This is a genomic window from Streptomyces sp. NPDC006711 (genome assembly GCF_042869775.1).
In the GTDB taxonomy this organism is placed as follows: Bacteria; Actinomycetota; Actinomycetes; order Streptomycetales; family Streptomycetaceae; genus Streptomyces.
Window position 1 is genome coordinate 1 of sequence record NZ_JBIAGO010000001.1, and the last position, 24,300, is coordinate 24,300.

Annotated in this window: 25 protein-coding genes and 1 tRNA gene; 20 read left to right on the plus strand and 6 right to left on the minus strand. The window is 69.6% G+C overall.

What is annotated here, in order from left to right:
* The 3 genes from ACFYM2_RS00005 to ACFYM2_RS00015 form a co-directional block, all read right to left on the minus strand.
* The coding region (locus tag ACFYM2_RS00005; RefSeq protein WP_388831973.1) for an acetyl/propionyl/methylcrotonyl-CoA carboxylase subunit alpha at positions 1-1,319 on the minus strand (1,319 nt) is incomplete at its 3' end.
* A gap of 201 nt (positions 1,320-1,520) precedes the next feature.
* Entirely contained in the window at positions 1,521-2,837 is a 1,317-nt protein-coding gene (locus tag ACFYM2_RS00010) for an acyltransferase domain-containing protein (RefSeq protein WP_359008315.1), read from the minus strand.
* Between the two features lie 65 nt (positions 2,838-2,902).
* Positions 2,903-3,610, minus strand: a complete 708-nt coding sequence (locus ACFYM2_RS00015) for a response regulator transcription factor (RefSeq protein ID WP_388831976.1) — start codon at positions 3,608-3,610, stop codon at positions 2,903-2,905.
* Positions 3,611-4,107: 497 nt separating this feature from the next.
* Here ACFYM2_RS00015 and ACFYM2_RS00020 point away from each other — a divergent pair, with 497 nt between their 5' ends.
* Complete coding sequence (locus ACFYM2_RS00020) at positions 4,108-4,812, plus strand: ScbR family autoregulator-binding transcription factor (RefSeq protein ID WP_388831979.1); 705 nt, start codon at positions 4,108-4,110, stop codon at positions 4,810-4,812.
* 582 nt (positions 4,813-5,394) lie between these two features.
* Positions 5,395-6,609, plus strand: coding sequence for an ATP-binding protein (locus tag ACFYM2_RS00025; protein ID WP_359008310.1), 1,215 nt, complete (start codon positions 5,395-5,397; stop codon positions 6,607-6,609).
* A gap of 37 nt (positions 6,610-6,646) precedes the next feature.
* Here ACFYM2_RS00025 and ACFYM2_RS00030 read toward each other — a convergent pair whose 3' ends face one another.
* Entirely contained in the window at positions 6,647-7,528 is an 882-nt protein-coding gene (locus ACFYM2_RS00030) for an NAD(P)H-binding protein (protein ID WP_359008321.1), read from the minus strand.
* Positions 7,529-7,680: 152 nt separating this feature from the next.
* On the opposite strand from ACFYM2_RS00030, the gene ACFYM2_RS00035 reads away from it, so the two are divergent.
* From ACFYM2_RS00035 to ACFYM2_RS00050, 4 genes are all read left to right on the plus strand, one after another.
* Complete coding sequence (locus ACFYM2_RS00035) at positions 7,681-8,337, plus strand: ScbR family autoregulator-binding transcription factor (protein ID WP_388831983.1); 657 nt, start codon at positions 7,681-7,683, stop codon at positions 8,335-8,337.
* Between the two features lie 735 nt (positions 8,338-9,072).
* Entirely contained in the window at positions 9,073-9,948 is an 876-nt protein-coding gene (locus ACFYM2_RS00040) for a ScbA/BarX family gamma-butyrolactone biosynthesis protein (RefSeq protein ID WP_388831986.1), read from the plus strand.
* A 438-nt stretch (positions 9,949-10,386) separates the two neighbouring features.
* Positions 10,387-10,459: transfer RNA gene (locus ACFYM2_RS00045), tRNA-Arg, on the plus strand.
* A 113-nt stretch (positions 10,460-10,572) separates the two neighbouring features.
* A complete protein-coding gene (locus ACFYM2_RS00050) occupies positions 10,573-10,917 on the plus strand; it encodes a hypothetical protein (protein ID WP_388831989.1) in 345 nt (114 codons plus the stop codon).
* Positions 10,918-11,011: 94 nt separating this feature from the next.
* Here ACFYM2_RS00050 and ACFYM2_RS00055 read toward each other — a convergent pair whose 3' ends face one another.
* On the minus strand, positions 11,012-12,250 hold the full coding sequence (locus ACFYM2_RS00055) for a tyrosine-type recombinase/integrase (protein ID WP_388831992.1): 1,239 nt from the start codon (positions 12,248-12,250) through the stop codon (positions 11,012-11,014).
* Entirely contained in the window at positions 12,251-12,532 is a 282-nt protein-coding gene (locus ACFYM2_RS00060) for a helix-turn-helix domain-containing protein (protein ID WP_388831994.1), read from the minus strand.
* Between the two features lie 467 nt (positions 12,533-12,999).
* On the opposite strand from ACFYM2_RS00060, the gene ACFYM2_RS00065 reads away from it, so the two are divergent.
* From ACFYM2_RS00065 to ACFYM2_RS00130, 14 genes are all read left to right on the plus strand, one after another.
* A complete protein-coding gene (locus ACFYM2_RS00065; RefSeq protein ID WP_388831997.1) occupies positions 13,000-13,242 on the plus strand; it encodes a helix-turn-helix transcriptional regulator in 243 nt (80 codons plus the stop codon).
* A 140-nt stretch (positions 13,243-13,382) separates the two neighbouring features.
* Positions 13,383-14,621, plus strand: coding sequence for a DUF3631 domain-containing protein (locus ACFYM2_RS00070; RefSeq protein WP_388832000.1), 1,239 nt, complete (start codon positions 13,383-13,385; stop codon positions 14,619-14,621).
* A gap of 213 nt (positions 14,622-14,834) precedes the next feature.
* Complete coding sequence (locus ACFYM2_RS00075) at positions 14,835-15,728, plus strand: DUF2637 domain-containing protein (protein ID WP_388832003.1); 894 nt, start codon at positions 14,835-14,837, stop codon at positions 15,726-15,728.
* Between the two features lie 145 nt (positions 15,729-15,873).
* Positions 15,874-16,533: a plasmid mobilization relaxosome protein MobC gene (mobC, locus tag ACFYM2_RS00080; protein ID WP_388832006.1), complete on the plus strand. Its 660-nt coding sequence runs from the start codon at positions 15,874-15,876 to the stop codon at positions 16,531-16,533.
* Complete coding sequence (locus tag ACFYM2_RS00085) at positions 16,530-18,215, plus strand: relaxase/mobilization nuclease domain-containing protein (RefSeq protein WP_388832009.1); 1,686 nt, start codon at positions 16,530-16,532, stop codon at positions 18,213-18,215. The genes mobC and ACFYM2_RS00085 overlap by 4 nt, the downstream gene beginning before the upstream one ends.
* A gap of 166 nt (positions 18,216-18,381) precedes the next feature.
* Positions 18,382-18,609 carry a hypothetical protein gene (locus tag ACFYM2_RS00090; RefSeq protein ID WP_188276832.1) on the plus strand — a complete coding sequence of 76 codons (228 nt, stop codon included), beginning with the start codon at positions 18,382-18,384 and terminating at the stop codon, positions 18,607-18,609.
* Positions 18,587-19,099 (plus strand): DUF6879 family protein, encoded by a 513-nt coding sequence (locus ACFYM2_RS00095; RefSeq protein ID WP_388832012.1) that lies wholly within the window; start codon positions 18,587-18,589, stop codon positions 19,097-19,099. The genes ACFYM2_RS00090 and ACFYM2_RS00095 overlap by 23 nt, the downstream gene beginning before the upstream one ends.
* A gap of 27 nt (positions 19,100-19,126) precedes the next feature.
* Positions 19,127-19,969, plus strand: a complete 843-nt coding sequence (locus tag ACFYM2_RS00100; RefSeq protein WP_388832014.1) for a helix-turn-helix domain-containing protein — start codon at positions 19,127-19,129, stop codon at positions 19,967-19,969.
* A gap of 215 nt (positions 19,970-20,184) precedes the next feature.
* A complete protein-coding gene (locus ACFYM2_RS00105) occupies positions 20,185-20,454 on the plus strand; it encodes a hypothetical protein (protein WP_388832017.1) in 270 nt (89 codons plus the stop codon).
* On the plus strand, positions 20,451-20,990 hold the full coding sequence (locus ACFYM2_RS00110; protein WP_388832020.1) for an NUDIX domain-containing protein: 540 nt from the start codon (positions 20,451-20,453) through the stop codon (positions 20,988-20,990). The genes ACFYM2_RS00105 and ACFYM2_RS00110 overlap by 4 nt, the downstream gene beginning before the upstream one ends.
* An 82-nt stretch (positions 20,991-21,072) precedes the next feature.
* A complete protein-coding gene (gene dapF / locus ACFYM2_RS00115) occupies positions 21,073-22,182 on the plus strand; it encodes a diaminopimelate epimerase (RefSeq protein WP_388832023.1) in 1,110 nt (369 codons plus the stop codon).
* Positions 22,179-23,270 carry an ATP-grasp domain-containing protein gene (locus tag ACFYM2_RS00120; protein ID WP_388832026.1) on the plus strand — a complete coding sequence of 364 codons (1,092 nt, stop codon included), beginning with the start codon at positions 22,179-22,181 and terminating at the stop codon, positions 23,268-23,270. The genes dapF and ACFYM2_RS00120 overlap by 4 nt, the downstream gene beginning before the upstream one ends.
* 12 nt (positions 23,271-23,282) lie before the next feature.
* On the plus strand, positions 23,283-23,834 hold the full coding sequence (locus tag ACFYM2_RS00125) for a C39 family peptidase (protein ID WP_388832029.1): 552 nt from the start codon (positions 23,283-23,285) through the stop codon (positions 23,832-23,834).
* The gene (locus ACFYM2_RS00130) at positions 23,831-24,172 is read left to right on the plus strand and encodes a glutamate ligase domain-containing protein (protein WP_388832032.1); all 342 of its coding nucleotides are present in this window, start codon (positions 23,831-23,833) and stop codon (positions 24,170-24,172) included. The genes ACFYM2_RS00125 and ACFYM2_RS00130 overlap by 4 nt, the downstream gene beginning before the upstream one ends.
* The last annotated feature ends 128 nt before the right edge of the window (positions 24,173-24,300 follow it).

Here is a 24,300-nt window from a genome sequence, read left to right on the forward strand (position 1 = left end):
ATCCACCGGGTGTGGATGGTGAAGGGCTCCGCGGTGAAGGCGGGGTCGGTGACCACCTTGCGGTGGAAGGGGAGGGCGGTGGCCATGCCCTCGACCGTGAACTCCGCCAGCGCCCGCGCCGCCCGCTGCAACGCCTGCTCACGGGTCGCGCCGGTCACGATCAGTTTGGCGAGCATGGAGTCCCAGGCGGGGCCGATGACGGAGCCGGACTCCACGCCCGCGTCCAGTCGCACACCGGGCCCCGAGGGCGGCGCGAACAGCGTCACGGTGCCCGGCGCGGGCAGGAAACCACGGCCCGGGTCCTCGCCGTTGATCCGGAACTCGAAGGAGTGCCCGCGCATGACCGGGTCGTCGTAGCCCAGTTCCTCGCCGTCGGCGATACGGAACATCTCCCGCACCAGGTCGATACCGGTGACTTCCTCGGTGACCGGGTGCTCGACCTGGAGGCGGGTGTTGACCTCCAAAAAGGAGATCGTGCCGTCCGCGCCGACCAGGAACTCCACCGTGCCCGCGCCGACATACCCCGCCTCACGCAGGATCGCCTTGGACGCCGCGTACAGCTGCGCGTTCTGCGCCTCGCTCAGAAACGGTGCCGGGGCCTCCTCGACCAGTTTCTGGTGGCGGCGCTGGAGCGAGCAGTCCCGGGTGGACACGACGACCACGTTGCCGTGGGTGTCGGCCAGGCACTGGGTCTCCACGTGCCGGGGCTTGTCGAGGTAGCGCTCCACGAAGCACTCACCGCGCCCGAACGCGGCGACCGCCTCGCGCACCGCGGAGTCGTACAGCTCGGGGACTTCTTCCAGGGTGCGGGCGACCTTCAGGCCGCGTCCGCCGCCGCCGAAGGCCGCTTTGATCGCGATGGGCAGGCCGTGCTCGCGGGCGAACGCGACGACTTCGTCCGAGCCCGATACGGGGTCGGGGGTGCCCGCGACCAGGGGGGCGCCGGCGCGCTGGGCGATGTGGCGGGCCGCGACCTTGTCCCCCAGGTCCCGGATGGCCTGCGGGGGCGGGCCGATCCAGGTCAGGCCCGCGTCCAGGACCGCCTGGGCGAACTCGGCGTTCTCGGAAAGGAATCCGTATCCCGGATGGACCGCGTCGGCCCCCGAGTCGGCCGCGGCCGCGAGCACCTTGGCGATGTCCAGATAACTGGCCGCCGGGGTGTCACCGCCCAGGGCGAATGCCTCGTCCGCTGCCCGGACATGCAGAGCGTCCCGGTCCGGATCGGCGTAAACGGCAACGCTCGCGATCCCGGCATCCCGGCAGGCCCGGGCAACACGGACAGCGATTTCGCCTCGGTTGGCGATGAGCACCTTGCGCACGATAAGTCACTTCTCCTGAGGGTCGAAACCTGGAGGCATCCTGACCGCGCGGAACTTCAGGGGTCAACGCCACCGGATACAGAGCTTGGTCAACTCGGGCTCGCGGCACGCCTGTTCAGACGTACCGACGTGTCAGCGGGCCCGACGCCGCGACCCGACGACCCGGCGACCCGGCGACCCGACGCCGCAACCCTGGCGGGCTCAGACGGACACACGTCCGTCGGGGATCGTCATGCCGTCGAAGAACCCGTCCCAGTCGACCGCGCCACCCCGGACGTAGAACTCGCCCAGAGCCGCCACCACCGTCCTGACCTCGGCGCGGCCGCGACGCAGCGCCGGGACGAACACGGTGTCCTCCCCCACCCCGCACGCCTTGCCCATCGCCGTACAGATCGCGTCGGGCCCCAACTCCACGAACGTGGTGACCCCGCTCCGCCCCAGGGCAGTGACGGCGTCATGGAACCGCACCGTGGCCGGGACGTGCCGCACCCAGTACTCCGGATCCGCCACATCCGCGACCGCCCCGGTGACGGTGGACACGATCGGAACGCGTCCCGGTGTGTACGTCAATCCACCCGCCACGGAGCGGTACTCGTCCACGATCGGCGCCATGAGCGGCGAATGGAACGCGTGCGACACCTTCAGCGCCCGCGTCTTGATCCCCTGCCGCGTCAGCGCGGACACGATCTCACCGACCCCGTCGGCCGCCCCGGAGACCACCACGGCCCTCGGCCCGTTGACCGCCCCGATCCCGACGCGGTCCTCGTACCCCGCGAGCAGCGGCTCGACCTCCCCCTCGGAAGCCATCGCCGCCACCATCACCCCACCCGACGGCAGGGCCTGCATCAACCGCCCACGGGCCGCCACCAGCCGCGCGGCGTCCTCGATGGACATCACCCCGGCCGCGTGGGCCGCCGCGATCTCCCCGATGGAGTGCCCGGCCAGTACGTCCGGGCGCACACCCCACGACTCGACCAGACGGAACAGCGCCACTTCGAGCGCGAAGATCGCCGGCTGTGTGTACTCCGTCCGGCCGAGCAGGCTCTCGTCCTGGCCGAACACCGCGTCCCTCAGGTCGCGCCCGCCGACCGGCCCGACTGCCGCGCACACCTCGTCGAAGGCCAGCGCGTAGGCCGGAAAGGTCCCGTACAGCTCGCGCCCCATGCCGGCCCGCTGGGATCCCTGCCCGGTGAACAGGAAGGCCGTACGCCCCCGAAAAACAGACCGGCCTGTTCCCTCCGACCCCGCGACCGACGCGAGGCCCGACACCAGCTCGTCCCGCCCCGCCGCCACCACAACGGCGCGGTGTTGTTCGTGGCGGGCTGGGGCCGCAGCCAGCGAGCGGGCCAGGTCCGGGCCGAACGGCCGTCCCTCAGCGGCCAGTTGACCGGCGCGGGAGCGCAGCGCCTCCGGCGTCGGGGCGGACAGTACGTAGGGAAGCGCGGGAAGCGGCGGACCAACCATCTCCTCGCGGGTCCCCGACTCGGGGCGTACCTTCTCCAGTTCGGACCTGAGCATGACTGTTTCTCCCCCCGGGCCCGCGAGGGCGGGCGTGATGTGTGACGGTGCGGGCGCTCGGGACCTCACGGGTGTCCGAGGCGGAACCCCACGCCACGGACGGTGATGATCCAGGTGCTCGACCCGAGCTTGTTGCGCAGGCTGCTGACATGGGTGTCGATGGTGCGCCCCGGACGTGACCAGGAGTCGTCCCAGACCTGGGTCATCACCTGCTTGCGCGAGATGACCGTCTCCGGCTGGCAGGCGAGCAGATGCAGCAGGTCGAACTCCTTGCGGGTCATCTCGACGGGCTGCCCGTCGAGCAGGACCTCGCGGGTGCCGGCGTCTATGCGCAACGGGCCGTGCGTGATGACCTGTTCGAGGATCTGCTGCGGTCTGACCCTGCGCATGACGGCCTCCATCCGGGCCACCAGCTCCCGGAAACCGTACGGCTTGACCATGTAGTCGTCGGCGCCGGCCTGGAGGCCGAGCACCCGGTCGAGTTCGGAGTTGCGCGCCGTGAGCGCGATGACCGGGGTGTCGGACATGGCACGGATGCTGCGGCAGACCTCAAGGCCGTCGATGTCGGGCAGATCGAGGTCGAGGACCACCAGATCCGCGCTCCGGTAGGCCTGGAGCGCCTTGGCTCCGGTCGCGACGCTGTCGGCCTGATAACCCTGGCGGCGCAACCCCTGCACCAGTGAATCGGCGGCGCGGGTCTCGCTCTCCACCACGAGCACGGACAGGGCCTCGCGGCGCGGGTGGATTCCCGGATCCGCCCGCCCCGTCGGCACGGCGCGCTCCGCCGGGAAAACGGCCGAGGCCACCTGCCGCACCGGGACCTCCCGGAAACCGTGCGGACGGGACCCCGCGGGCGCGAGTACCTCCGTTGACGACCGAGACATCTGATCTCCCCCATGTCCACGCTGAGCGCGCCTAGCGAGTAGGTGGCCCGAGATTACAAACCGGAATGCCGGTTTGTCAAAGGGTCAACCGAGTGCCGCCAGGCGTCGCACGACTCTCCATGGAGCGCCTGATCGAAGGCGGGAATCGGCCACTCGTGCAAGGTGGGGATGAGCCCTGTGGGCCCCACCTGCGCTGTTCCGGCCCCTGCTGGGGCCGAGCGACACGCACATAAGCCGGGTCACAATCCGGACAACTAGGATCTGACGGTGGAAGAAATACCGGGGTGTTGGTTTGATATTTACACGCAGCTCGCCCGGGGAGAGCCGCCCAAGCGCCGAGACCGGACACGCCGGTCCACGGAACAAGACGGCATCGGGAGCCACTTGTGACCAAACAGGAGCGGGCCACCCGTACCCGCGCCGCCCTCATCCACTCCGCCGCCAGACTGTTCGAAGAGCGCGGCTACCTGAAGGCAGGGCTCACCGAGATCAGTGCGGGTGCGGGCGTCAGCCGGGGGGCGCTGACGTTCCATTTCGAGACCAAGGCCGCCGTGTCCGGCGCGGTGGAGGACGTCGCCATCCGGGCCCTGCGCCGCGCCGCGCGGCAGGCCTCGCAGAGTCAGGACAACTCGCTTCAGGCCATGATCGACATGTCGCACAGCTTCGCGTACCTGCTGAACGACGATGTCGTCGTACGGGCCGGCTACCGGCTCAACTGCAACGCCGACCTGCGTTCCGGTCTCAACCTCCTTCAGCAGTGGCAGAGTTGCGTCCAGCAGCTGGCCGGTCTCGCCGCGGACGAGGGCTCACTCAGGCCCGAGGCCAGCCAGGAGGCGCTGGTGACGACCGTGGTGGCCACCACCACCGGTCTGGAAGTGCTCAGCTGGCGCAACAGCGCGTGGCTCTCGCGCTCTTCGCTCGCGGGGTTCTGGCGGCAGCTGCTCAGCGCCGTGGCCACCCCCGGGGCCCAGGCGAGCACCGACCCCAACGGGACCGACGCCGTCCTCGACCAACTGGCGTCGGTCCCCCGCCAGTTCGGGCCCGCCCCGGCCCGCAGCGCCCCCGCCGACCCGCACGAGGCAACACTCTGACCGGACCGCCCGGGCCGACGCGCTGTCCGCCTGGGTCGATGCCCTGGCCGCCCGGGCGACGTCCTGGCCGCCAGGGTGATGCGCTGGCCTACGCGAGCGGTGGCCGAACCTCCCGGGCCTGCGCCCTGGCCTATGTGGCCGGTGCCGCCCCTCCACGTCTGGGCGCCCGCACCCTCAGCGCCTACGCCCTGGCCTACGTGGTCGGCGCCGAACCTCCCGGGGCCCACGCCGAGGGCTCCGTGGCCGACATTCGCACCCCCGTGGCCGACGCCGGGCCGTGGCATGGCCCGAACCCGGCCGGAGGTGTCCCGCGGGTGGCCACGAAACCAACCGAAGGGTTCAAGCCAGCCCGGCCAGGGGGCCGCACCACCCTCTCCCGCATCCCGCATGCCTCCCTCGCTGTCCCCGTCTGCCCCGGTATCCCCCTGCCCCAGGGGTGCGACAGTACGAAATCCCTTGACAAACAGTCCGGACGGTTTGTTACTTTCATTGCCGCTTCGAGCCCTGCTTCGGCGGCCACCCGGCAATCCGGACCGACCGCCGGGCCGCAGCACTCCGTCAGCACACGAGCGAGGCTGATCCATGGACACATCCACCCGGCCGGCCGGTCAGCCCGGCCTCGGGCTGCTGGAGGCCGTCGTAGGCCAGGGTTTCGCCGCCGCCCTCCAGGACGGCCTGAGCCGTACGGCCTCTCCGCACGGCGGCGCCGCACGCGGCACGCGAAGACGCGCGGAGGCCGCGCACCGCCCGGCCGGTCCGGTCCGGGACGTCCACTCCGCCCCGCCCCGCGACGGCACCCCCGGAGTTCCGACGCTGCCCGAGGCCGGCGCCATCCTGCGCCGCTTCGAGGAACGGCTGCTGACCCTGGCCGAGCCGGGCCACGTCCTCGATCCGGACAGTCCGGCCGCGCGCGCCGCCTGTCTGGCGTATGCCCGGCGCGTTCTCGCGGACGCCCGGGAGATCGCGGGCGGCCGGGCCGTCTCGCCCGCCCCGCTCGGCCCGGGCCTGCCTTCCCTCGCCCCGTCGCTGACCGCGGCCGTCGGCACCCTGCTGATCGAATGCGCCGTCCAGCACACTCTCGCGCGCTCCGGCCCGGCGGCGACCGGGTCCCACATGTCCGCGCTGGTCCAGTCGCTCGGGGAGGCCCTTCGGCGGCACAGCGCGGCATCGGCCGGCACCCCGGGCGCCCACGACGCGGTGTGGCGTGAACGGCGCAGGCTGGCCCAGGAGATGCACGACGAGCTCGGCACCCATCTGTCCCTGGCGCTGCACCACCTCACCATGGAGACGGGCCACACCAAGGACCCGACCGGGCATCTCACGGTCGTCGCGGCCAGCGTCCGCTCGGCGCTCGGCCACACCCGCGATCTGATCACCGGCCTGCGCGAGGAGACGGCCGTGCCGCCGCTGCGGGAGGCCGTCGAGGCCTTCGCCGCGCAGGCCGCACCCGGCAGCGTCCAGGTCACCTTCAGCGCCACGGGCAACGAGAGCCTGGTGCCCGATGCCTGGCGGCGCGAACTCTTCCTCGCCGTACGCGAATGCCTGCGCAATTGCTTCGCCCACGCACAAGCGCGCACGATCACCGTCACCAGTCGCGTCACGCGTCAATGGACGCACGTCAGCGTCACGGACGACGGGGTCGGCTTCGTGACCACCGCGCCCTCGCGCGAGCAGGGGCACGGGCTGCGGAGCGCCGCGGAGCGGGTGGAGGACCTGGGAGGCCGCTTCACCCTGGTCAGCACCCCCGGGCAGGGCACGCGCGTCGACCTGCACGTGCCCCTGCGCGTACGCCCGTAGCCGACGGCTCGGCCCGGCCCGGCCCGGCTGGCGCGTCCTAGTGTGCGTCCCGGGGCACGTCCTGGGGCGCGTCCTGGGGCGCGAACGCGTCGGCGTGGTCCCGTGCCCAGGTCGCGTACGAGGTCGCCGGACGGCCCGTCAGCCGGTGCACCGTGTCGTCCACCTCCCGCTTGGCTCCGGCCAGTTGACGCTCGGCACTGTGCAGCAGGGCCTCGACGACCGGGCCGGGATAACGGCTCGCCCAGAGCTCCCGCGCCCGGTCCGGGCCCAGTTCCTCGAATGCGACGGGCCTTCCCAGGACCTCGGCGAGCTGCTTCGTCTGCTGGGCGGCGCTGAGGGCGTCGGGGCCGGTCAGGGTGTAGGCCCGGCCTTCGTGCCCGGGCTCGGTGAGGGCCACCGCCGCCGCCCGCGCGATGTCGCGGGGGTCAACACTGGCGTTGGGGGCATTACCGTACAAGGCCCGGACGACACCCTCCGCCCGGATCGTCGGCGCCCAGGAGAGAGTGTTGGACATGAAGGACCGGGGACGCAGAAACGTCCAGTCGAGCCCGGAGGCACGGATGGTGTCCTCCGCGTCGCGCTGCCACGTGGTGATGAAGTCGTCGGCGAGCGGATCACGGACCGCGGCGGCCGAAAGCTTGACCAGATGACGTACACCGGCGGCCCGGGCCGCCGTCACGAACGCGGCGTCGTCCCCGCCGCCGACACGGGTGGTGACGACGAACGCCGCACGCACGCCGCGCAGGGCGCGCACCAGGGACTCCTGGTCCGCGTAGTCACCCGCGACGATCTCGTCGGACGCGCCGGCGCACGTGACGCGCCGGGGATCGCGGGCCATGACGCGCAGCTGTTCACGGCCGGAGAGTTGGCCGACCACCTCGCGACCGACCGTGCCGGTCGCACCTGTTACCAGAATCATCATCGTTTCCCGTCACTCCGCCCGGTACGGGTACGGGGCGGTCAAGAACATACCGTTACCGTGTAAAATACAGACTGGACGGTTTCCCTGCGGAGTCAAGGGTGGGCGCTCTGCGGACGTAACAGCAAGCTTCGGGGGGCAGAGGAGTCGGTATGGCCAAGCAGGACAGGGCGATTCGAACGCGGCAGACGATCATCGCCGCGGCGGCGCGGGTCTTCGAGGAGAACGGGTACCAGGCCGCGACGATCACCCAGATCCTCAAGGAGGCCGGCGTGACGAAGGGGGCCTTGTACTTCCACTTCGGCTCCAAGGAAGAGCTCGCGCACGGTGTGCTCGCCGAACAGGGACAGGCGTGGAGTCTTCCCGCCCGGCCCAGCAAAGTCCAGGAGTTGGTCGACGCGGTGATGGTGCACGCGCACCGGTTGCAGACCGACCCCCTGGTCCGCGCCTCCGTCCGGCTGACCCTCGACCCGCACGCGTACGGCCTCGACCGCACCGGCCCCTTCCGGGAGTTCGGCGAGGTCTGCCGGAAGATCCTCACCGCCGCGAAGGACCAGGGCGAGCTCCTGCCGCACGTGGACATCGCCGAGGCCTCGGACATCCTGGTCGGTTCGTTCGCCGGCGTCCAGGCGATGTCGGAAACGCTCACCAACTACGCGGACCTCTCCGAGCGCGCCAGGTCCCTGCTGCGCTATCTGCTGCCCGCCGCCGTCGTGCCGTCGGTGCTGGCCGCGCTCGACTACCCCGTCGACCGGGGCGCGGTGGTCTTCGCGGAGATCGAGGCGTTTGAGGGCGCGGCGGCGGAGTAGGCGACGGTTCGCCCAAGGGGCGCGGGCGTTGACCCGAGGGCCCGGGCGGCCCGAGGGCGCGGGCGTCGGCCCGGGCCCGCGCCTCTCCCGGCCCCGGGTGCCGCGCACTCCCGCTCCCGCCGCCGGGACAACCCGGGCACCCGCCCACCCGGCTCGCCTCGGCGGCGTACGTCCGCGACGCACCGGCGTGAGGCATTCCGCCGCGCGCACCTTTGGGGCGTACCGCCGTGCCGCACCTTTGGGACATACCGCCGCGCACGCCACCGGGCCGTACCGCTCGTCGAATCGAGCGTCGCCGCGTCGTCCGCGCTCCCCCAGAGGCCGACCTCGGCCAGGACGCCGGGCCTGAACATGGCCGAGAACAGACGCTGTTGAGGTCGACGCCCTCCTCCTCGGGCCCCGCCTGGCCGTACGCACCCTGTGACAACGCGCTCTGCGACGTGGCTCCAGTCCGGCGGACGCACCGCCGCCGGAACCCGCGCCTCCGGGTGACGCCAGGCAGCGCGAACCCCCGCCCCGCACCCCGCATGGAGCGCCCCCTCGAAACGGCGTGATTACTTCTTCCCCGGATCACTTTTAAGAAAACCGCTTGGTCTGTATCTTACAGAGGCGGGGTGCGGCTGAAACAGGCGCAACCACACCGATCCCGAGGGGGGCCTCATGACTACAGCGGTTCGTCCTGCCCATAAACGCGTCACGGATGCCGGTCCGAGCAGCAGATACGTCCCCGCGCCCATGGCGCTGACGCATCGCACGCGCCCGGCGGACACCTTCGTCCACGCCTGGACGCAACTGGGGTCCCAGCACTTCCGCTTGCAGGTACGCCTCCCCCACGACCACCCCTTCTACCCGCCGACCTCTGACGGCACCTACGACCCGCTGCTGCTCGTGGAGACCATGCGGCAGTCGTCGAACGTGGTGAGTCACGCCGGGGTCGGCGTCCCCCTCGGTCACCATTTCATGCTGTCCGACCTGGAGTTCTCCTGCCGCCCCGAACTTCTGCGGGTGGCCGCGGGCATGGCCACGATGGAGCTCGACGTATTCGTCCCGGAGATCCAGTACAGCGCCGGACGGCCGAGCAGGCTGCGCTGCGAATGGGCGCTGCGGCGGGCCGGCGCCGTCGTGGCCACCGGGGGTGCCCGCGCCCGCTTCACCGACCCCCGGGTCTACCGCCGACTGCGCAACGGGGCGCTGCCGCCGGGGACCCCCGTCCGGCCGGGGCCGGCCCTCTCCCCCACGCTCGTGGGCAGGGACGGCCTCGCAGACGTGATGCTCAGCCCGGGTGAGGGCCCGCAGGAGTGGTTGCTGCGCGCCGACACCAGCCACCCGACCCTGTTCCAGCGCCCGAACGACCACATCCCCGGCATGCTGCTGCTGGAGGCAGCCCGCCAGGCAGCGACGGTCCTGACGGGCCCCGCCCCCTTCGTCCCGGCCGCCGGCCTGATCGGTTTCCAGAGGTACGCGGAGCTCACCTCCCCGTGCCTGATCCAGGCAGAAGTCCTGCCCGCGCCTTCCTCGACCCGGGTCAAGGTAACGGGAGTCCAGGACGGCAAGTCGGTCTTCACCTGCCTCCTGGAAAAGCCGACGGCCACCGCCACCGGCCACATCTGAACCATCCGCCGCCAGGCCCCTCCCGCACCCGAGGAGGGGCCGAGGGCCCCGGAAACCGACGCGCCGGTTTGAGCTCCCCGCAAGGTGCCAAAGTCCGGCAGTCCGCAGAGCACGAGGCCCGGATAGCCGGATAGCCGGATAGCCGCAGACCCGGGGCCCGCAGCCCGCAGCCCGCAGACCCATGAGCCGCAAAGCCTCACCCCGGCCTCTTGGCCACGCGGCAACGCAGCTCAGCCGCCCCGGAACGGCGGAAGCCCCCGTACCGCGCCCCGCCGCTCCACACCCATCCGCTACGCTGTTCACGTCAGCGGCCAGGCCACACGCAATGCCCGCCCGGAAAACCGGCGCGAGCATCCGCAGGCCCCGCTGACCAGCGGGCTTGTACACCGAGACCGAGGACCCACGCACTGGGCCTCCCCCGAGGTGCCACAGGCCCCCGCCTCCGTAGCTCAGGGGATAGAGCACCGCTCTCCTAAAGCGGGTGTCGCAGGTTCGAATCCTGCCGGGGGCACAGAGAAACACCTGGTCAGAGGCCCTTTCGTCCGACGGACGGGAGGGCCTTCGTCCTCGCAGCACACATATGGCACACATGCGGCTGCGGGCAGAGGTGGGGAGCTGTGCGAGATGCCCGGGAACGACGAGCTGGCCCGGCGCCGGTACGAGAAGCTGGTCGAGCGGCTTGAGTCGCTGATGCGGGCCGCTCTGAAGCCGGAGTACGAGGGCTACTGCGGCCAGCTGATCCTTGGCGTTGACGATCTTGCGGAGATGGGCGAGCTCAAGGACGTTCGGCGTGCAGCCAGGGAGGCGGGACGGCGTCTCGGCTGGAGGGCGACCACCCGCCTCGTCGGTGGAAGGCTCTTCGTCCTCGACGAGCGGGAGGTACCCGAGGAGATCGAGCGGCTGGCCGGAGATGCAGCCGCTGCCGCGATCGACCGAGCCCGGCAGGAAAACCACCGACCGCACGGCTGACCTGATCCGGGGGAGACGCAGGGAGCCGCCCCACCGCATCAGCGCGGTGGGGCGGCTCCCTGGTTACAGCACCCCGGCACGGATCAGGCACACATCACACGGCACCTTCCTCCAGGGCCGCCACCATCTCGGCGGCCCCGCGAGCCTTCCTCTCCGCCCTCTCCAGCTTGGCCTTCGCCTTGGCCAGTTGCTTGGCCCGGCGCTTGTGCATCTTCTTCGAGACCTCGTCCAGACGGTCCGGGAAGAGATGCCCGTACGTGTCCAGGGTCAGCGTCGCGGACTTGTGGCCCAGCATCGTCTGTACGACGTTGACGTCCGCGCCGCTGGCAATGGCGAGCGAGGCTGCCGTGTGCCGCAGTTTGTGCGGGGTGACCTTGAGGTGCCCCAGCCCGGCCTTCACGACCGCCGGTGCGAAGAACCGCTGCCGGAAGTTGCGAGCCCGCAGCGGGCCGCCCTGAGGGGCGGTGAAGAGCAACTCCTCATCTTCCCGCCCCTGGACGTGCGGCTTCAACTCCTCGGCCAGGAACCGCGGGATCGGTACCGACCGGCGCTCGTGGTTCTTGGGGGTGTCGAGGTAGAGCTTGCCGTTGTCCTCGGCGTACGCCTCGACGATGTGGGCCCGGCAGGCATCCAGGTCCACGCGGCCCACCTTCAGCGCGGACGCCTCGCCCCAGCGCAGGCCGGTGTAGGCCAGCAGCAGGATGAACACCCGGTAGGCGCCTGACGCGTTGGCCAGCGCGTCGACCTGCATGTCGTCGAGGTACACGTGGTCAGCCGGCATCACCTTCGGCAGGGGCACGCCGACAGCCGGGTTGACCGCCAGACGACGGGCCTTGACCGCGTAGCCGAGAACGCGGCTGAGGACGACGTACGCCTTGCGGACCGACCGGGGGCTGAGCTTCCTGCCGCCGGTCGCCTCGCCGGACATGAGGTCCGCGAGCCACTCGGCGATGTCCTCGAAGTGGATGCGGTCCAGTGGCGTGGTGCCCCACTTGGGGATCACGTGGACGTCGAGAACACCGCGGTAGCGAGCCCGGGTTGAACGCTTGAGGTGGAGCTGCGCCGCCAGCCAGGACTCCGCCACCTCGGCGAACTTCACCCGCGCGGCTGCGGGATCGCGGTAGGAGCCGTCGTTGAGACGCGACTCCATCCTCGTCCGCTCGGCCTCGGCGTCGACCTTGCGGGTGAAGGTCTTCATCTTCGGCTTGCCGTCGGGGTCGTACCAGCGCACGCGATACCGCCCCGGTGGCGTACGGCTCGCCCCCTTGGCTTCCGCGACGGCCCGTACGTACGCCGCGTGCGCTATGCGGTCCTCGATCCAGACGCGCGCCAACTAGCACCCCCTCCGGTCATCACCGGACGCCGAAGGGAGCGGCAGGAGCGGGGTCGTGGGAGAAACGCCGAGCGCGGTGGCGATGGCGACGAGGTCGTCGATGTCGCAGCGGCGGCGGGCGCGTTCGGTGCGGCTGAGGGCGGTGTTGGCCATCGGGCGGCCCAGTGCGGTGCAGCGGGCCGCGAGTTGGTGCTGGGTCAGGCCACGCGCGAGGCGTAGGTGCTCGATGGCGCGGGCGGTGTGGAGGCCAGCGGGGCCTATTTCGACAGGTCGGTTGGGCATGACAGATAGCTGTAACTTGCAGCCGGCTGCCATGGCAAGAGTTAGTTCTTAAACTCCAGAAAAGCCGTCCGGAGTCAAAGTGGTGTTCGTCTCATCGAATTCCAGCACATCACGAGCGGTTTCCGTTGAGAGGCCGTGCTACGTTCCCTAAACGTTTCCAAGATGGGCGATTTGAGCAAGTATCAACCTCAATATCCGGCACGCTGGTCGCATCACTTCTGACTACGATGCGCCGCCTCTGAGCTGCTGGGGTACCGGATTCCGGCACCTCTGCCGGTCGCTGCGCCTCAGAAAAATATCGGTGCTGCGGGAGCGATTTCGGCAACCGGGGATCCACCCTTACTGTTTGGTCTCCCCCGGCCACACCGAGGGAATTAATACCGAGTTTCAGAGCTAACTCTGGACTTTTCTCCGGGGGGTGTGGCTGTGTTGTCCAAGCCCGTTGTTCAAGACCGAAAAGGAGCCCTGTGCCGAAGACCTCTCCCCACAACACCAACGCCCCTGCCACCGCTGCGGCTGCCCCGCGCGGCCCGCTGGCCACCCCTGCGGAGGTCGCGGACTACCTCGGGGTGCCGGTGAAGACGCTCTACCAGTGGAAGTACCGGGGCATCGGCCCCAACGTGCACAAGGTCGGTCGTCACCTGCGCTACCGCTGGCACGAGGTCGACACCTGGCTGAACGCCCAGACCACGTACGGCCTCGCCGTCTGAGACCCATCTCGGGACAGGGAAGCGGCTCCCGACGAGCCAGCGCCGGGAGCCGCAGGAGTCCCTGCCTCATCGCCCTTGCCTGACCGATCGGACCGGTGCGTCCGGACCTTGCCCGTCCGGCTCACCAGAAAGGAACGCCCGTGGACGAACCTACGTCCTCCACCGCCCCCGCCTCATCCTCGTCGCCCGACTTGCCGCCCGCCGTCGCCATCCCCGCCGCACCTCCCACCGACGGGAACCGCGACGATGTGCCTGCGGCAGAGCCGCTGCCCGAGGGCGCGCAGATCCTGGCTGACCTGCGGGCGCAGATCAAGCGGTACGTCGTCATGCCGAGTGAGGAGGCCCTCACGGCGGTGACGCTGTGGATCGCGGCGACGCACCTGCAGCCCGCCTGGCAGCACGCGCCTCGTCTGGCGGTGGTCGGTCCGGCCAAGCGGTGCGGTAAGTCGCGACTGCTGGACATGGTGACCGAGACCGTGCACAACCGGCTGATCACGATGAACGCCAGCCCTGCGGCGATCTTCCGCTCGATCACCGACGAGGACCCGCCGACGCTCTTGCTGGACGAGGCCGACACCCTCTTCGGTACCGCCAAGATGGCGGAGAAGAACGAGGAACTGCGCGGCCTGCTCAATGCCGGGCACCAGCGCAACCGGCCCACCCTGCGAGTCACTGGTCCCGAGCACAAGCCAGTGGCGTTCCCCACCTTCGCCATGGCCGCGCTGGCCGGGATCGGCGACCTGCCGGACACGATCATGGACCGGTCCGTGGTCATACGAATGCGCCGCCGGGCAGGGGGCGAGAAGGTGGCCTCCTTCCGCGTCGGCCGCGACACCCCCGCCCTGAACGCGATCCGCGACCGACTCGCCGCCTGGTTGACGCCGCTGTACGCGCAGGCGGTGGCCATGGAGCCGTCCATGCCGGTCGAGGACCGCGCGGCCGACACCTGGGAACCGCTGGTGATCGTGGCGGACCTCGCCGGAGGCGACTGGCCCGCGCTCGCCCGCGCCGCCTGCCGCTCCATGGCCGCGTACGAGGCCGGGCAGGACGAGGACAGCGGCCTCAAGACCCGCATCCTCATCGACATCCGCCGGGCCTTCGCCTTCCACAGCGACCCACCCGCCCTGCGGACACGCACCCTGCTCGACTACCTCAACGAGGACGCCGAAGCTCCATGGGCCGAGTACGGCGCCACGGGCCTAACCGCACGGGGCTTGCAGGAGCTGCTGAAGGACTACGGCATCGGCTCCAGCACGCGCCGGTTCCCCGACAGCGCCCAGGCCAAGGGCTTCGCGCGCAACCAGTTCCTCGACGCCTGGACCCGCTACTGCCCACAACCTGAGGATGCAGCCGAGCCTGCCCCCGGCACCGCAGCCTGACCCGACTTGTCTCGTACCACTCGTATCCACGCAGGTCAGCGCGGGTACGAGTGGTCAGCCCGCAACGAGTCGTCTCGTCATCGCCATTTCTCTCGTACCTGCCCTGACCAGGCATGTAACGAGTGGTACGAGTCACCACGCCGCACGGCGGCCACCCCGCGCTCGCCACCCTGCCGGGTGGCCGCCGCCCAACCCCACCTGGAGTACCTCCGCTTGACCTCCCCCACCGCCATATCGGGCACCACCGCGATCCGCGCAGGCATCGCCCTGCTCGCAGCCTTCGCCTTCGCCCTCTCCTATGACTCCCTGCGGCAGATGGCCGTCGCCATCCACATCCGCGGACCGCTCACCTACGCCTTCCCACTCGTGATCGACGGGTTCATCGCCATCGGGGTCGGCGCCCTGCTCATGCTCCGTACCGCCCCGACGCGCTCCCGCGTATACGTGTGGGCGCTCGTCGGTGCGGCCACCGTGACGAGCATCTGGGCCAACGCCCTTCATGCAGTCCGCCTCAACCAGCAGTCCCGCCGCGACGACGGCCTGCGACTCGACGACCTCACCGTCGGCGCCCTGTCCGCCATCGCCCCGCTCGCTCTGGCCGGCGCCGTCCACCTCTACATCGTCATCCGGCGCCAGCCCGCTCCCCTCCCCCTGGCGCCAGGCGACACCGCGAGCCACAACCTCGTCGGGCTTAGCCACAACGACACCGACGGCGCCAAGCCCACTGTCCCGATTTCCGACGCTCCCGATGCCCCGGAGCCAACCGCTGCCGACGTGGCTCACGCCTCCGGCGACTTGGCTCGGGATTCCACCGACGTGGCTTCGGACACCTCCAGCGTGGCCGAGGGGCCTCACCCCTCCGTCGAATCTCAGGACCAGGAGGCCAGCAAGGTCTCCCCGGAACGACTCGCCATCGCACGTACTGCGCCGCTGGGGCGCTACGGCCTCGCCTCGCGCCGCCAAATCGAAGACACCTTCCGCAGTCAGGACCTGACCATCGGCAGGACAGAGGCGGACAGGCTGAAGAACATCCTCCAGGCCGAACTCAACCAAGCCGCCTCCCAGCAGGAGACGGAACTCGGCACGGCCCCCGTCGGCGCCGCCTGACCCTGCGACCACGTCGACCACCCCGCTCCGGCGATCACGTCGATCGCCTCCTCCGGCTCGCCCCGTGTCTCCGTGCAGAGAGCGCGGAGACGCGGGGCCGGGCACAGCGAGGCACCTGAGACCAGCACCCCACGGAGAACGATCCATGCACGACCAGCACCGCGACCTCCCCATCCCTCAGCAGGAGATGACCACCGACCTCAACAGCGCAGCAAGGTATGCCGCTGGACCGTCCAAGGACGGCCACATCGGCGATGCCTCCGCCCCGGGGGTGGCGGAGGCACTCGGGCACCAGGGGGTGCCCGAGGGGGAACAGCCCGCCGACGCCGATCCCGCCACCGCTGATGTGCCGCTGCCGCGTGCCGCCGAAGTCGCCGCCCTGCACCGCGTCGCCCGCCGCCGCAAGCCCGACCCCACCGGCCGACGCGAAGGACGTGTCGACGCCCGCTACAGCAGCGAGGAGAAGGCAGCCATCCATGCCAAGGCCCGGTCATTGAACGTCAGCGGCGCCCACTACGTCGCCGTCGTCGCCCTGGCCCACGTCCACGGCGACCTCACCCTGCCCGGCCAGCGCACCGAGCTGGACGACTACATCGACGAACTCAACGCCCTCCGCAAGCAAGTCACCAAGATCGGCGACAACGTCAACCAGATCGCCAAGAAGCTCAACTCCGGCGGCCATCCCCATCCTGGGGACAGCGCTCTGCTCGCCCAGACCGACCGGACCCTGAACGCCGTCGGCAGCGCCGTCGGCCACATCGCGGCAGCCGCAAACCAGGCCGTCAGCCCCAAGGCGGCCCGATGATCGCGAAGATCAGCGGCGGCAAGAGCACCGCCGGCCTCATCCGCTACCTGTACGACACCAAGAAGGCCAAGGACCACATCGACCCCCACATCGTCGCCTCCTGGGACGGCTTCGCCCCCGACCCCGGCCGCACCGTTGGTGACTTCGACGCCACCAAGAAGCTCCTCGTCGCCGACCTCGACCTGCACGTCAAGCAGGCCCGCCACCACGGCCGGGCTCCCGAGCGGCATGTGTGGCACTGCTCGATCCGGGCCGCCGAGACCGACCGTCACCTCAGCGACGAGGACTGGGGCGACATCGCCCGCCGGGTCGTCGCCGCCACCGGCATCGCCCCGGAAGGCGATCTGGACGGCTGCCGCTGGGTCGCCGTGCGCCACGCACCCGACCACATCCACATCGCCGCCACCAAGGTCCGAGCCGATCTGCGCACCGCCCGCCACTGGAACGACTACCTCACCGCCGACCGCGAACTCGCCGCCATCGAGAAGGAATACGGGCTCCACCAGGTCGTACGCGGGGACCGCACCGCCGCCAAGCGGCCCACCCGCGCCGAGCAGGAAAAGGCCAAGCGCGCCGGCCACGACCGCACCGCCCGCGAACACCTGCGCACCACTGTGCGCACCGCCGTGGCCGCCGCCACCAGCATGGAGGAGTTCGTCAGCCTGCTGGAACACACGGACGGCGTCCTCGTCGAAGTCGTGCGCTTCCCCTCCGGCGACGTACGCGGCTACACCGTCGCCCTCGCAGGGAACACCAACGGCATGCAGGAGCCCGTCTGGTTCTCCGGGTCCGAACTCTCCCCCGACCTGTCCTTCCCTAAGATCCAGAAGCGCCTCGACGCCACGAAACAGCCGCAGGGACCGCGCCGGGCGAACCCTTGGCACCAGGCCACCGCCGCCACGGAACGCATCCCCCACCACCTCGACCAGGCAGACGACGGGGCTGCCCAGGCCCACATGGCCGCCTTCGGCGAAGCCCTCGACATCCTGCCCCTCCTCGCACCCCAGGGCGTTCGTCCCCAACTCCGTGAGGCAGCAGAGGCGTTCGAGCGGGCCACCCGCTCCCGCATCCAGGCCGAGCACCAGCACGCCCGCGCCCTGCGCGGCGCCGTACGGGCCATGGTCCGCGAACCCGCCTCCAAGGACGGGGCTCTGCTGGCGATGTTCCTCGACGCCGCGATCCTCGTCGTCATCGCCGCCGCGCGATGGCACCAGCTCCGCCGCCACGACCAGCAGGTGGCTGCAGCCCACCAGACCCTGCTCCACCTCCAAGCCGCCTACGAGCAGACAGCTGCCACACCGCTGGCCGTACGAGCCCAGCGCCGGCCTCCCCAGCAGACAGTAGAGCGGCACATCCTCCTCATCCGGCAGACCGTGCACGACCACGCGGAACAGGTCCTGGAGGACCCGGCCTTCGACGCACTCACCGCCGTGCTCGCGGACGCCGAGAAGGCAGGCCACGACCCCAAGCAGCTCTTCCAGCAGGCCACCGACCAGCGAGCGCTGGACGACGCCCGCCGCCCCGCACAAGTCCTGACCTGGCGCATCGAACGCCTCGGCCAACGGCACGCACCCGGTCCACAGGCAGCCAAGGCGCGTAACACCACACAACGCCCCGCTGCCTCCGCGCCCGCTTCGACACCGACTCCGGCGCCGCAGCCACCGCCCGCACGGCGGCGCTGACCACGACCGCACTCGTGCCAATCCGGCCGCCAAAGGGCGGATCCACGCCAGCCTGCTCCCCATCAGCACCGCCCGGCTGGCAAGTTCTGGCAAGTTCCTCGTCTGGGGCATGAGTTGGGGGCAAGCTCTGGCACATCGATCGTTGCCTTCAGCGGAGGTGGACATCATGGCCCTGATCAAGCTGGGTAAGGACCCCGACAGCCCCAGTGGCGGTTCCCCCACGATCTACCTGGACGATGTGACGAACAAGTACCTCGTCCAGGGCGTCACCGTCCTCGACAAGGAGCGCCTCGACCAGATGGACCTCCCCAGTCATGAGTCGGTGGTGGAGATCCCCCGAACCATGGTGCAGTTCTTCTTGGAGGTGACGGGTGAAGAAGGTCCCGACGTTTGAGGATCTGTTTCGCGACTGCCGTAGGACAGCCGTCCATCTGGAGATGCGCGATGCCTACATGAAGTCGGACCTGGCCTTCATCGACTGGAAGGCCGGCAAGACGCTCGACCCGGCCGAGCGCTGGGCGGACTGGCACGCGATCGTCACGGAAGCGGCCTCCCGAGGCGTCGAGGTCCGCAGGGCACGCATCGTGTCGACGCCCGTCAGCGAGTACATCCGCTTCGAGCACGCTGTCACGGACAGGCTGAACATCGCCGCGGGGGAAGACGTTCGCTGGCTCTCGCGCCGCCAGGCAACGGACATCGCGCTCCCCGGCAACGACTTCTGGCTGTTCGACTCCAGCCTCGTCCTCCTGAATCACTTTGACGGCGAGGGCGAGAACATGGAGATGGAACTCACGGAAGCCCCCGAGGTGGCGGAGCTCTGCGAGGCCGCCTTTGCGGCCGTGTGGAAACGGGCAACGCCACACGCAGAGTTCGAGTTGTCCTGACAGTTCGAACGACACCGTCGTGACGACATGACCTCTCCATCTTCGAGCGTTCAGGAAGCCCGCAGGGCGCTCGGGAAACGTCTGGCTGAGATCCGGGGTACGGCCGGAATAAGCAAGCGGGAACTGGCCAGACGCTGCGGCTGGCACGAGTCGAAGGCTTCGCGCTTCGAGAGCGGCACCCGTGCGCCCTCGGAGCGCGACCTTCGCGCTTGGTGCTCCGCCTGCGAGGCGGAAGGCAAAGCCGAAGATCTCATCTCGACGGCCCGCGGAATCGAGGGCATGTACGTCGAGTGGCGAAGGATGGAGCGCGACGGGCTCAAGTTGGCCCAGGAGTCGGTCCTCCCCTTGTGGGAACGCACCCAGCGCTTTCGCATCTACTCACCGTGGCTCATCCCTGGCCCAGTGCAGACGGCGTCGTACATCACAGCCCTTCTGACCTCCATCCGCGACCGCCGCGGCCTCAAGGACGATGTGCCGGCGGCCGTGAAGGTCCGCGTGGAGAAGCAGAACATCGTCTACGGGAACCACACGTTCGCCATCCTCTTGGAGGAGAGCGCGCTCCGTTACCGCATTGGCGGAGCGGAAGTCCTGGCAGGGCAGTTGGGATACTTGCTCAGCGTCATGGCGCTGCCCTCGGTGAGCATCGGAATCATTCCGCAGGACGTCGATCGCACCCTCTGGCCCGTCGAGGGATTCTTCCTGTACGACGACCACACCGTGAACGTCGAGCTGGTCTCTGCACATCTCACCGTCGTACAGGATCACGAACTTGCCATGTATGCCCAGACGTTCGCCGAGTTGAAGGAACTCGCCGTCTACGGCGCGGCAGCAAGGCAAATCATTACGGCTACCATCGAATCTCTGGGGTGAATGCATGGCAAGTTCCGGCACACTCATGGAGCCCCGCCCATCGCCTTTCCTAGCTTTGCAGCACTGCCTAAATCGTGCTCCAGAGGGGCGAAGCGGTGATCACTGTGGCAAGTACGGGCAAGGAATCGACAGCAACCGACCTCGCTGAAACCGAAGTTCAGCCGGTCGACGTAGAGACAATCTCCGAAAGCACAGACCTGATCCTCTCCATGCCGATGTCCACCTCCACCCGCGAGGACATGGATGGAGCCACGCCGATGATCCTTGGACATCTCAACCAGCTGCTCAATGAGGACTTGGGAGCGGCTGAGGACGAGGATGTGCACGAGCTCCTCCACCGGGGGCGCAAGCTCGTCGACTACACGAGCCGCCCGACCGCGGAGACCCCCTCGTTCGGCGCCTTCATCTACCTCCGAGACGCAGCCCATCTCACGCGGCGCCTCCTGTGGATCTACACCCAGCGCAACGGGCTCGGTGCCCCGTGAGCGTTCGAGGCGACCAGATCGTGAAGGAACTCGCGCACTACTTGCACGAGCACCCGGCCGAGGCCATGGCGCTCATGCCCTTGTATGACGCAGCGTGCGATCACGCGAAGCGTCGGGCCTGTCTTCACCATGGCCGCTGCCCCCTCGTGATGGCGGGAGCGGTCGTCGTTGACCAGCTCAACAGGGTTCTGTCCCTGCGACACAAGGGCGGCTACTGCCTCGCCGAGACGGCGCCCGAGACCCAGGACGACTCGCTGAGCGGCGCGGCCTTGCGATTGCTGGCCGAAGAAGTCGGCATCCGCGACGTATGGACCGAGCCCGGATCCGAGGGCCCCTTCCTGGTCGACGTCACCAGGGCCCCGCGCGAGTACGGCCCTCGCATCAGGGTCGGCTTCCGCTACCTCTATCGCGCCCACTCGGGAGCCGTCTTCCCGGCCGTGATCGAGACTGGCGCAGCGGCCTGGGTGCCCCTAGCCGAGATCGGCATTCCCTCCGTACGCGAGCGCGTTCAAGACCACTTGATCAGTGCCACGTGAGTCCGCGCGGAGAGCAACTCGCATACGTGGTGAGCCTCGTGGCCGTGGGCGGAGCGCTACTGCTGGCCATCTGGAGAGGCTGATGTACGAGCGCTGCCACTCCACCGAACCGACTCCCCTGCCCGCCCCACTCGGCACCAGAGCTGATCTCCGGTCCCCGAGTGACGTCAAGATCGGCGACTACGTGTACCGCGATGGCCTGTTCCTACGGGTCGCGGACATACGGTCGGCCGGCACCGCGGCCCACCGGGTCCTGTTCTTCGACGGGCACCCTCCGTGGCTGATGGCGGCGCCGACGATCACGTACCGCCCCATCGAACTCACCCGATTCCGCTCGCCCTTCTGGCCAGCGCGCAAGGGCCGTCACCTCACCCGACCGAGGAGCTTCGCCATGCGCTTTCGCAAGATTCACGGAGCGGGGAACGACTTCGTCTTCCTCTCCGACCCCACGCCGGGCAGGGACAACGACTGGGCGAAGGCGGCCGAGCAGCTCTGCGCCAGACGGACCGGCGTGGGCGCTGACGGCCTCGTCATCAGCAGGCTGGTCAGCACGGACCCCGCCTTGCTCGAAGTCGCATGCTTCAACGCGGACGGCTCGACCGCGACCATGTGCGGGAACGCCCTGCGTTGCACCGCATGGGCGGCAAGCCAAGACCACGGCCTCAAAGAGATGCGCCTCCTCATGGCCGGGGTGGCGCACGAGGCAGTTGTGGGCGATGACACCGTGTGGGTCACGGCCGAAGTAGGGGCCATCCACCCGCGGCGCGTGCAGGCGGTCATCAACGGCAAGCCCACTTGGTTCGACAGCGCGTACACCGGCACCGAGCACGTGGTCGCGGTCGTGGACGACGTGGACGCCATCGACACCGTGACGGTTGGCCGCCTGATTCGCAACCATGCCGACCTTGCCCCGCTCGGCACGAACGTCAACTTCGTGCAGGCCGCTGGCAGGCAGGAGCTGAAGCTCCGCACCTACGAACGTGGCGTGGAGGCCGAAACGCTGTCGTGCGGCAGCGGAGCGGTGGCGGCCGTCCTGATTGCCACCCTGCGCGGGCTGGTCGCCCGGCGCCCCGTCACCGTCCACAACCAGGCCGGAGAGCCGCTGACAGTACACCCCCACCCTGGCCGGCCGGCACGTACTCAATGGGTCGGCGGCCCCGTAACTCACACCTTCGAAGGGGTACTCGCATGACGCGCTTCCTCACCGCCAGTTCCAGCAAGGCCGTGCAGCAGGCCACCCGCACACTCCACGAGTGGCAACCGGCCCGGCAAGGGCTCGGCGTCGCCCTGGTCTACGGACCCGTCAGCCTTGAGGACCGTCTCTACCACTCGAAGTGCCCCGTCGAGCAGCGCTCTGTGACGGCCCTCTCCGGAGCGCTGAAGGAGATCGGTGTCCGGTGGAAGGTCCTGGACCCTTGCGAGCCGTCGTTCATCCCTGAACTGGCCGGATACGACGCGGTCCTCTCGAACCTTCACGGCCCGTTCGGCGAGGACGGGCGCCTGCAAGGACTCCTGGACTACATCCGCATGCCGTACTGCGGAAGCGGTGTCGCGGCATCGGCGGTAGCGGCGGACAAGGTTCTCTGCAAGCGAGTGATGGAGAGCCTGGGCGTCCCCACCCCCGGCTGGTGGGTGTGGTCGGGCGGTCCCGTGGATTGGGCCGGGACGGCCGTGATGGTCAAACCGCCCTTCGGTGGCTCCAGCGTGGGCATGAGCCTGGTCCGGGATCGGGCAGCCCTTCCTCTGGCCTTGGCCGACGCCGCCCGCGACGAGGGTGATCCTGTTCTCGTCGAGGACTACGTCCCCGGCGTACCGCTCACCGTAGGGCTGCTGGAACTGCCCAGCGGTGAGGTCCTCGTCTTCCCGCCGCTGGCCACCGAGGTCACCGAGGCCGACTTCTACGACGCGGACACAAAGCTCGACGCGGACTCCAAGGGCGCTGTGACGGTCAGGGCCGCCGAGCTGAAGCCTGCGCTGTTGGCCGAGACCACTGGCTACGCGACGACCTTGTGGGACGGGATGGACCTGCGCGGCTCGGCACGGGTGGACTTCGTGCTCACCCAGGCCGGCCAGGTGTACGCGTTGGAAGTGAACACGACGCCGGGCATGTCGCGCGACAGCAACTTCGCCGTAGGCGGGGCCATGGTCGGGCTCACTCACACAGACATCGTGTTGGCGATGCTTCACGAGGCTCTGGCCCGCCCGCCCTACGATGTCCCCCTGCCCACTCCCGCGTTCAGCAGTTCCACACCGACACGGGAGGCTGCCGTCTCACCGTAGGAGCCAGCCGCTGTGCCGCACATCCACAACGTCCCCATGTGCCGACAGCTCATCGCCCCCGCCGAATGGGATCTCCACGGAGGGTGGGCACTGGGAGACAGGACCGAGTGGTCCAACCGGGCGTGCGGCCTGGCGTCGCTGAGAATGATCCTGCTCGCCTACGGCCATGAAGCACCATCGGTCACTGAGCTGCTGAAACTCGCGCTCAAGCACGAGGTGCTGACCCCACGTGGAGCACTGCATGCCGGCATCGCCAACCTGGCAACCGACCTCGGAGTTCCTGCCCGCGCCGAGCCAGTCGCGGCCGAAAGCCTGGTCGCCCGCCTCGAAGAGGCCCCGCTGATCATGTCGGTGACCGAGCAGTTCCCCAACGACGGCCGAACCGGTGGCCATCTCGTCATCGCGCGCGGTTACGAGGACGGGTTGGACCCGACCATCTTCATCCGCGACCCCTCCGCGTGGGGACAGACCAACGACTGCGTCCCCCTGAGCCGGGTCAAGCCCTCCTACACGGGCCGAGCCATCACGTTCGCCCCCCTCATGGGTAACGGAGCGTCCTCATGACCGAGGCAGAAGGCGGCCGGAGGATCGCCGTGCTCGGGGAAATGCTGGAACTGGGCGACGAAGCCCTGGAGGCCCACAGGGCCGTAGGGCGCATGGCCGCCGAGAACAGCGTCGATCTCGTCGTGGCAGTCGGCGGAGACCTCGCGAAGCAGCTCGCTCTCGCGGCGGGCGCGGCGGGCGTGCCAGACGTGGCGATCGTCGCCGACAACGCGACCGCCGCGGCCTTCGTCGGCTCTCTCCTCCGCCCCGGAGACGTCGTGCTCACGAAGGCTTCACGGGGCGGAATGTTGTGGCAGGTCGCCCAAGCCCTCACCGGGCAGCCCGTCACCGGACTCTGACGAGTCCCTCTCCTGGAGCCGTTCGCTGTCCTTCGGCTGAGACGGCAGCTGCGCAACCAGCGAACTCATCCCGCGCGGTGAGGCTCGCCGAAAGCCTTTGCCGGATGGGCATCGAGGAAACCAGGGCT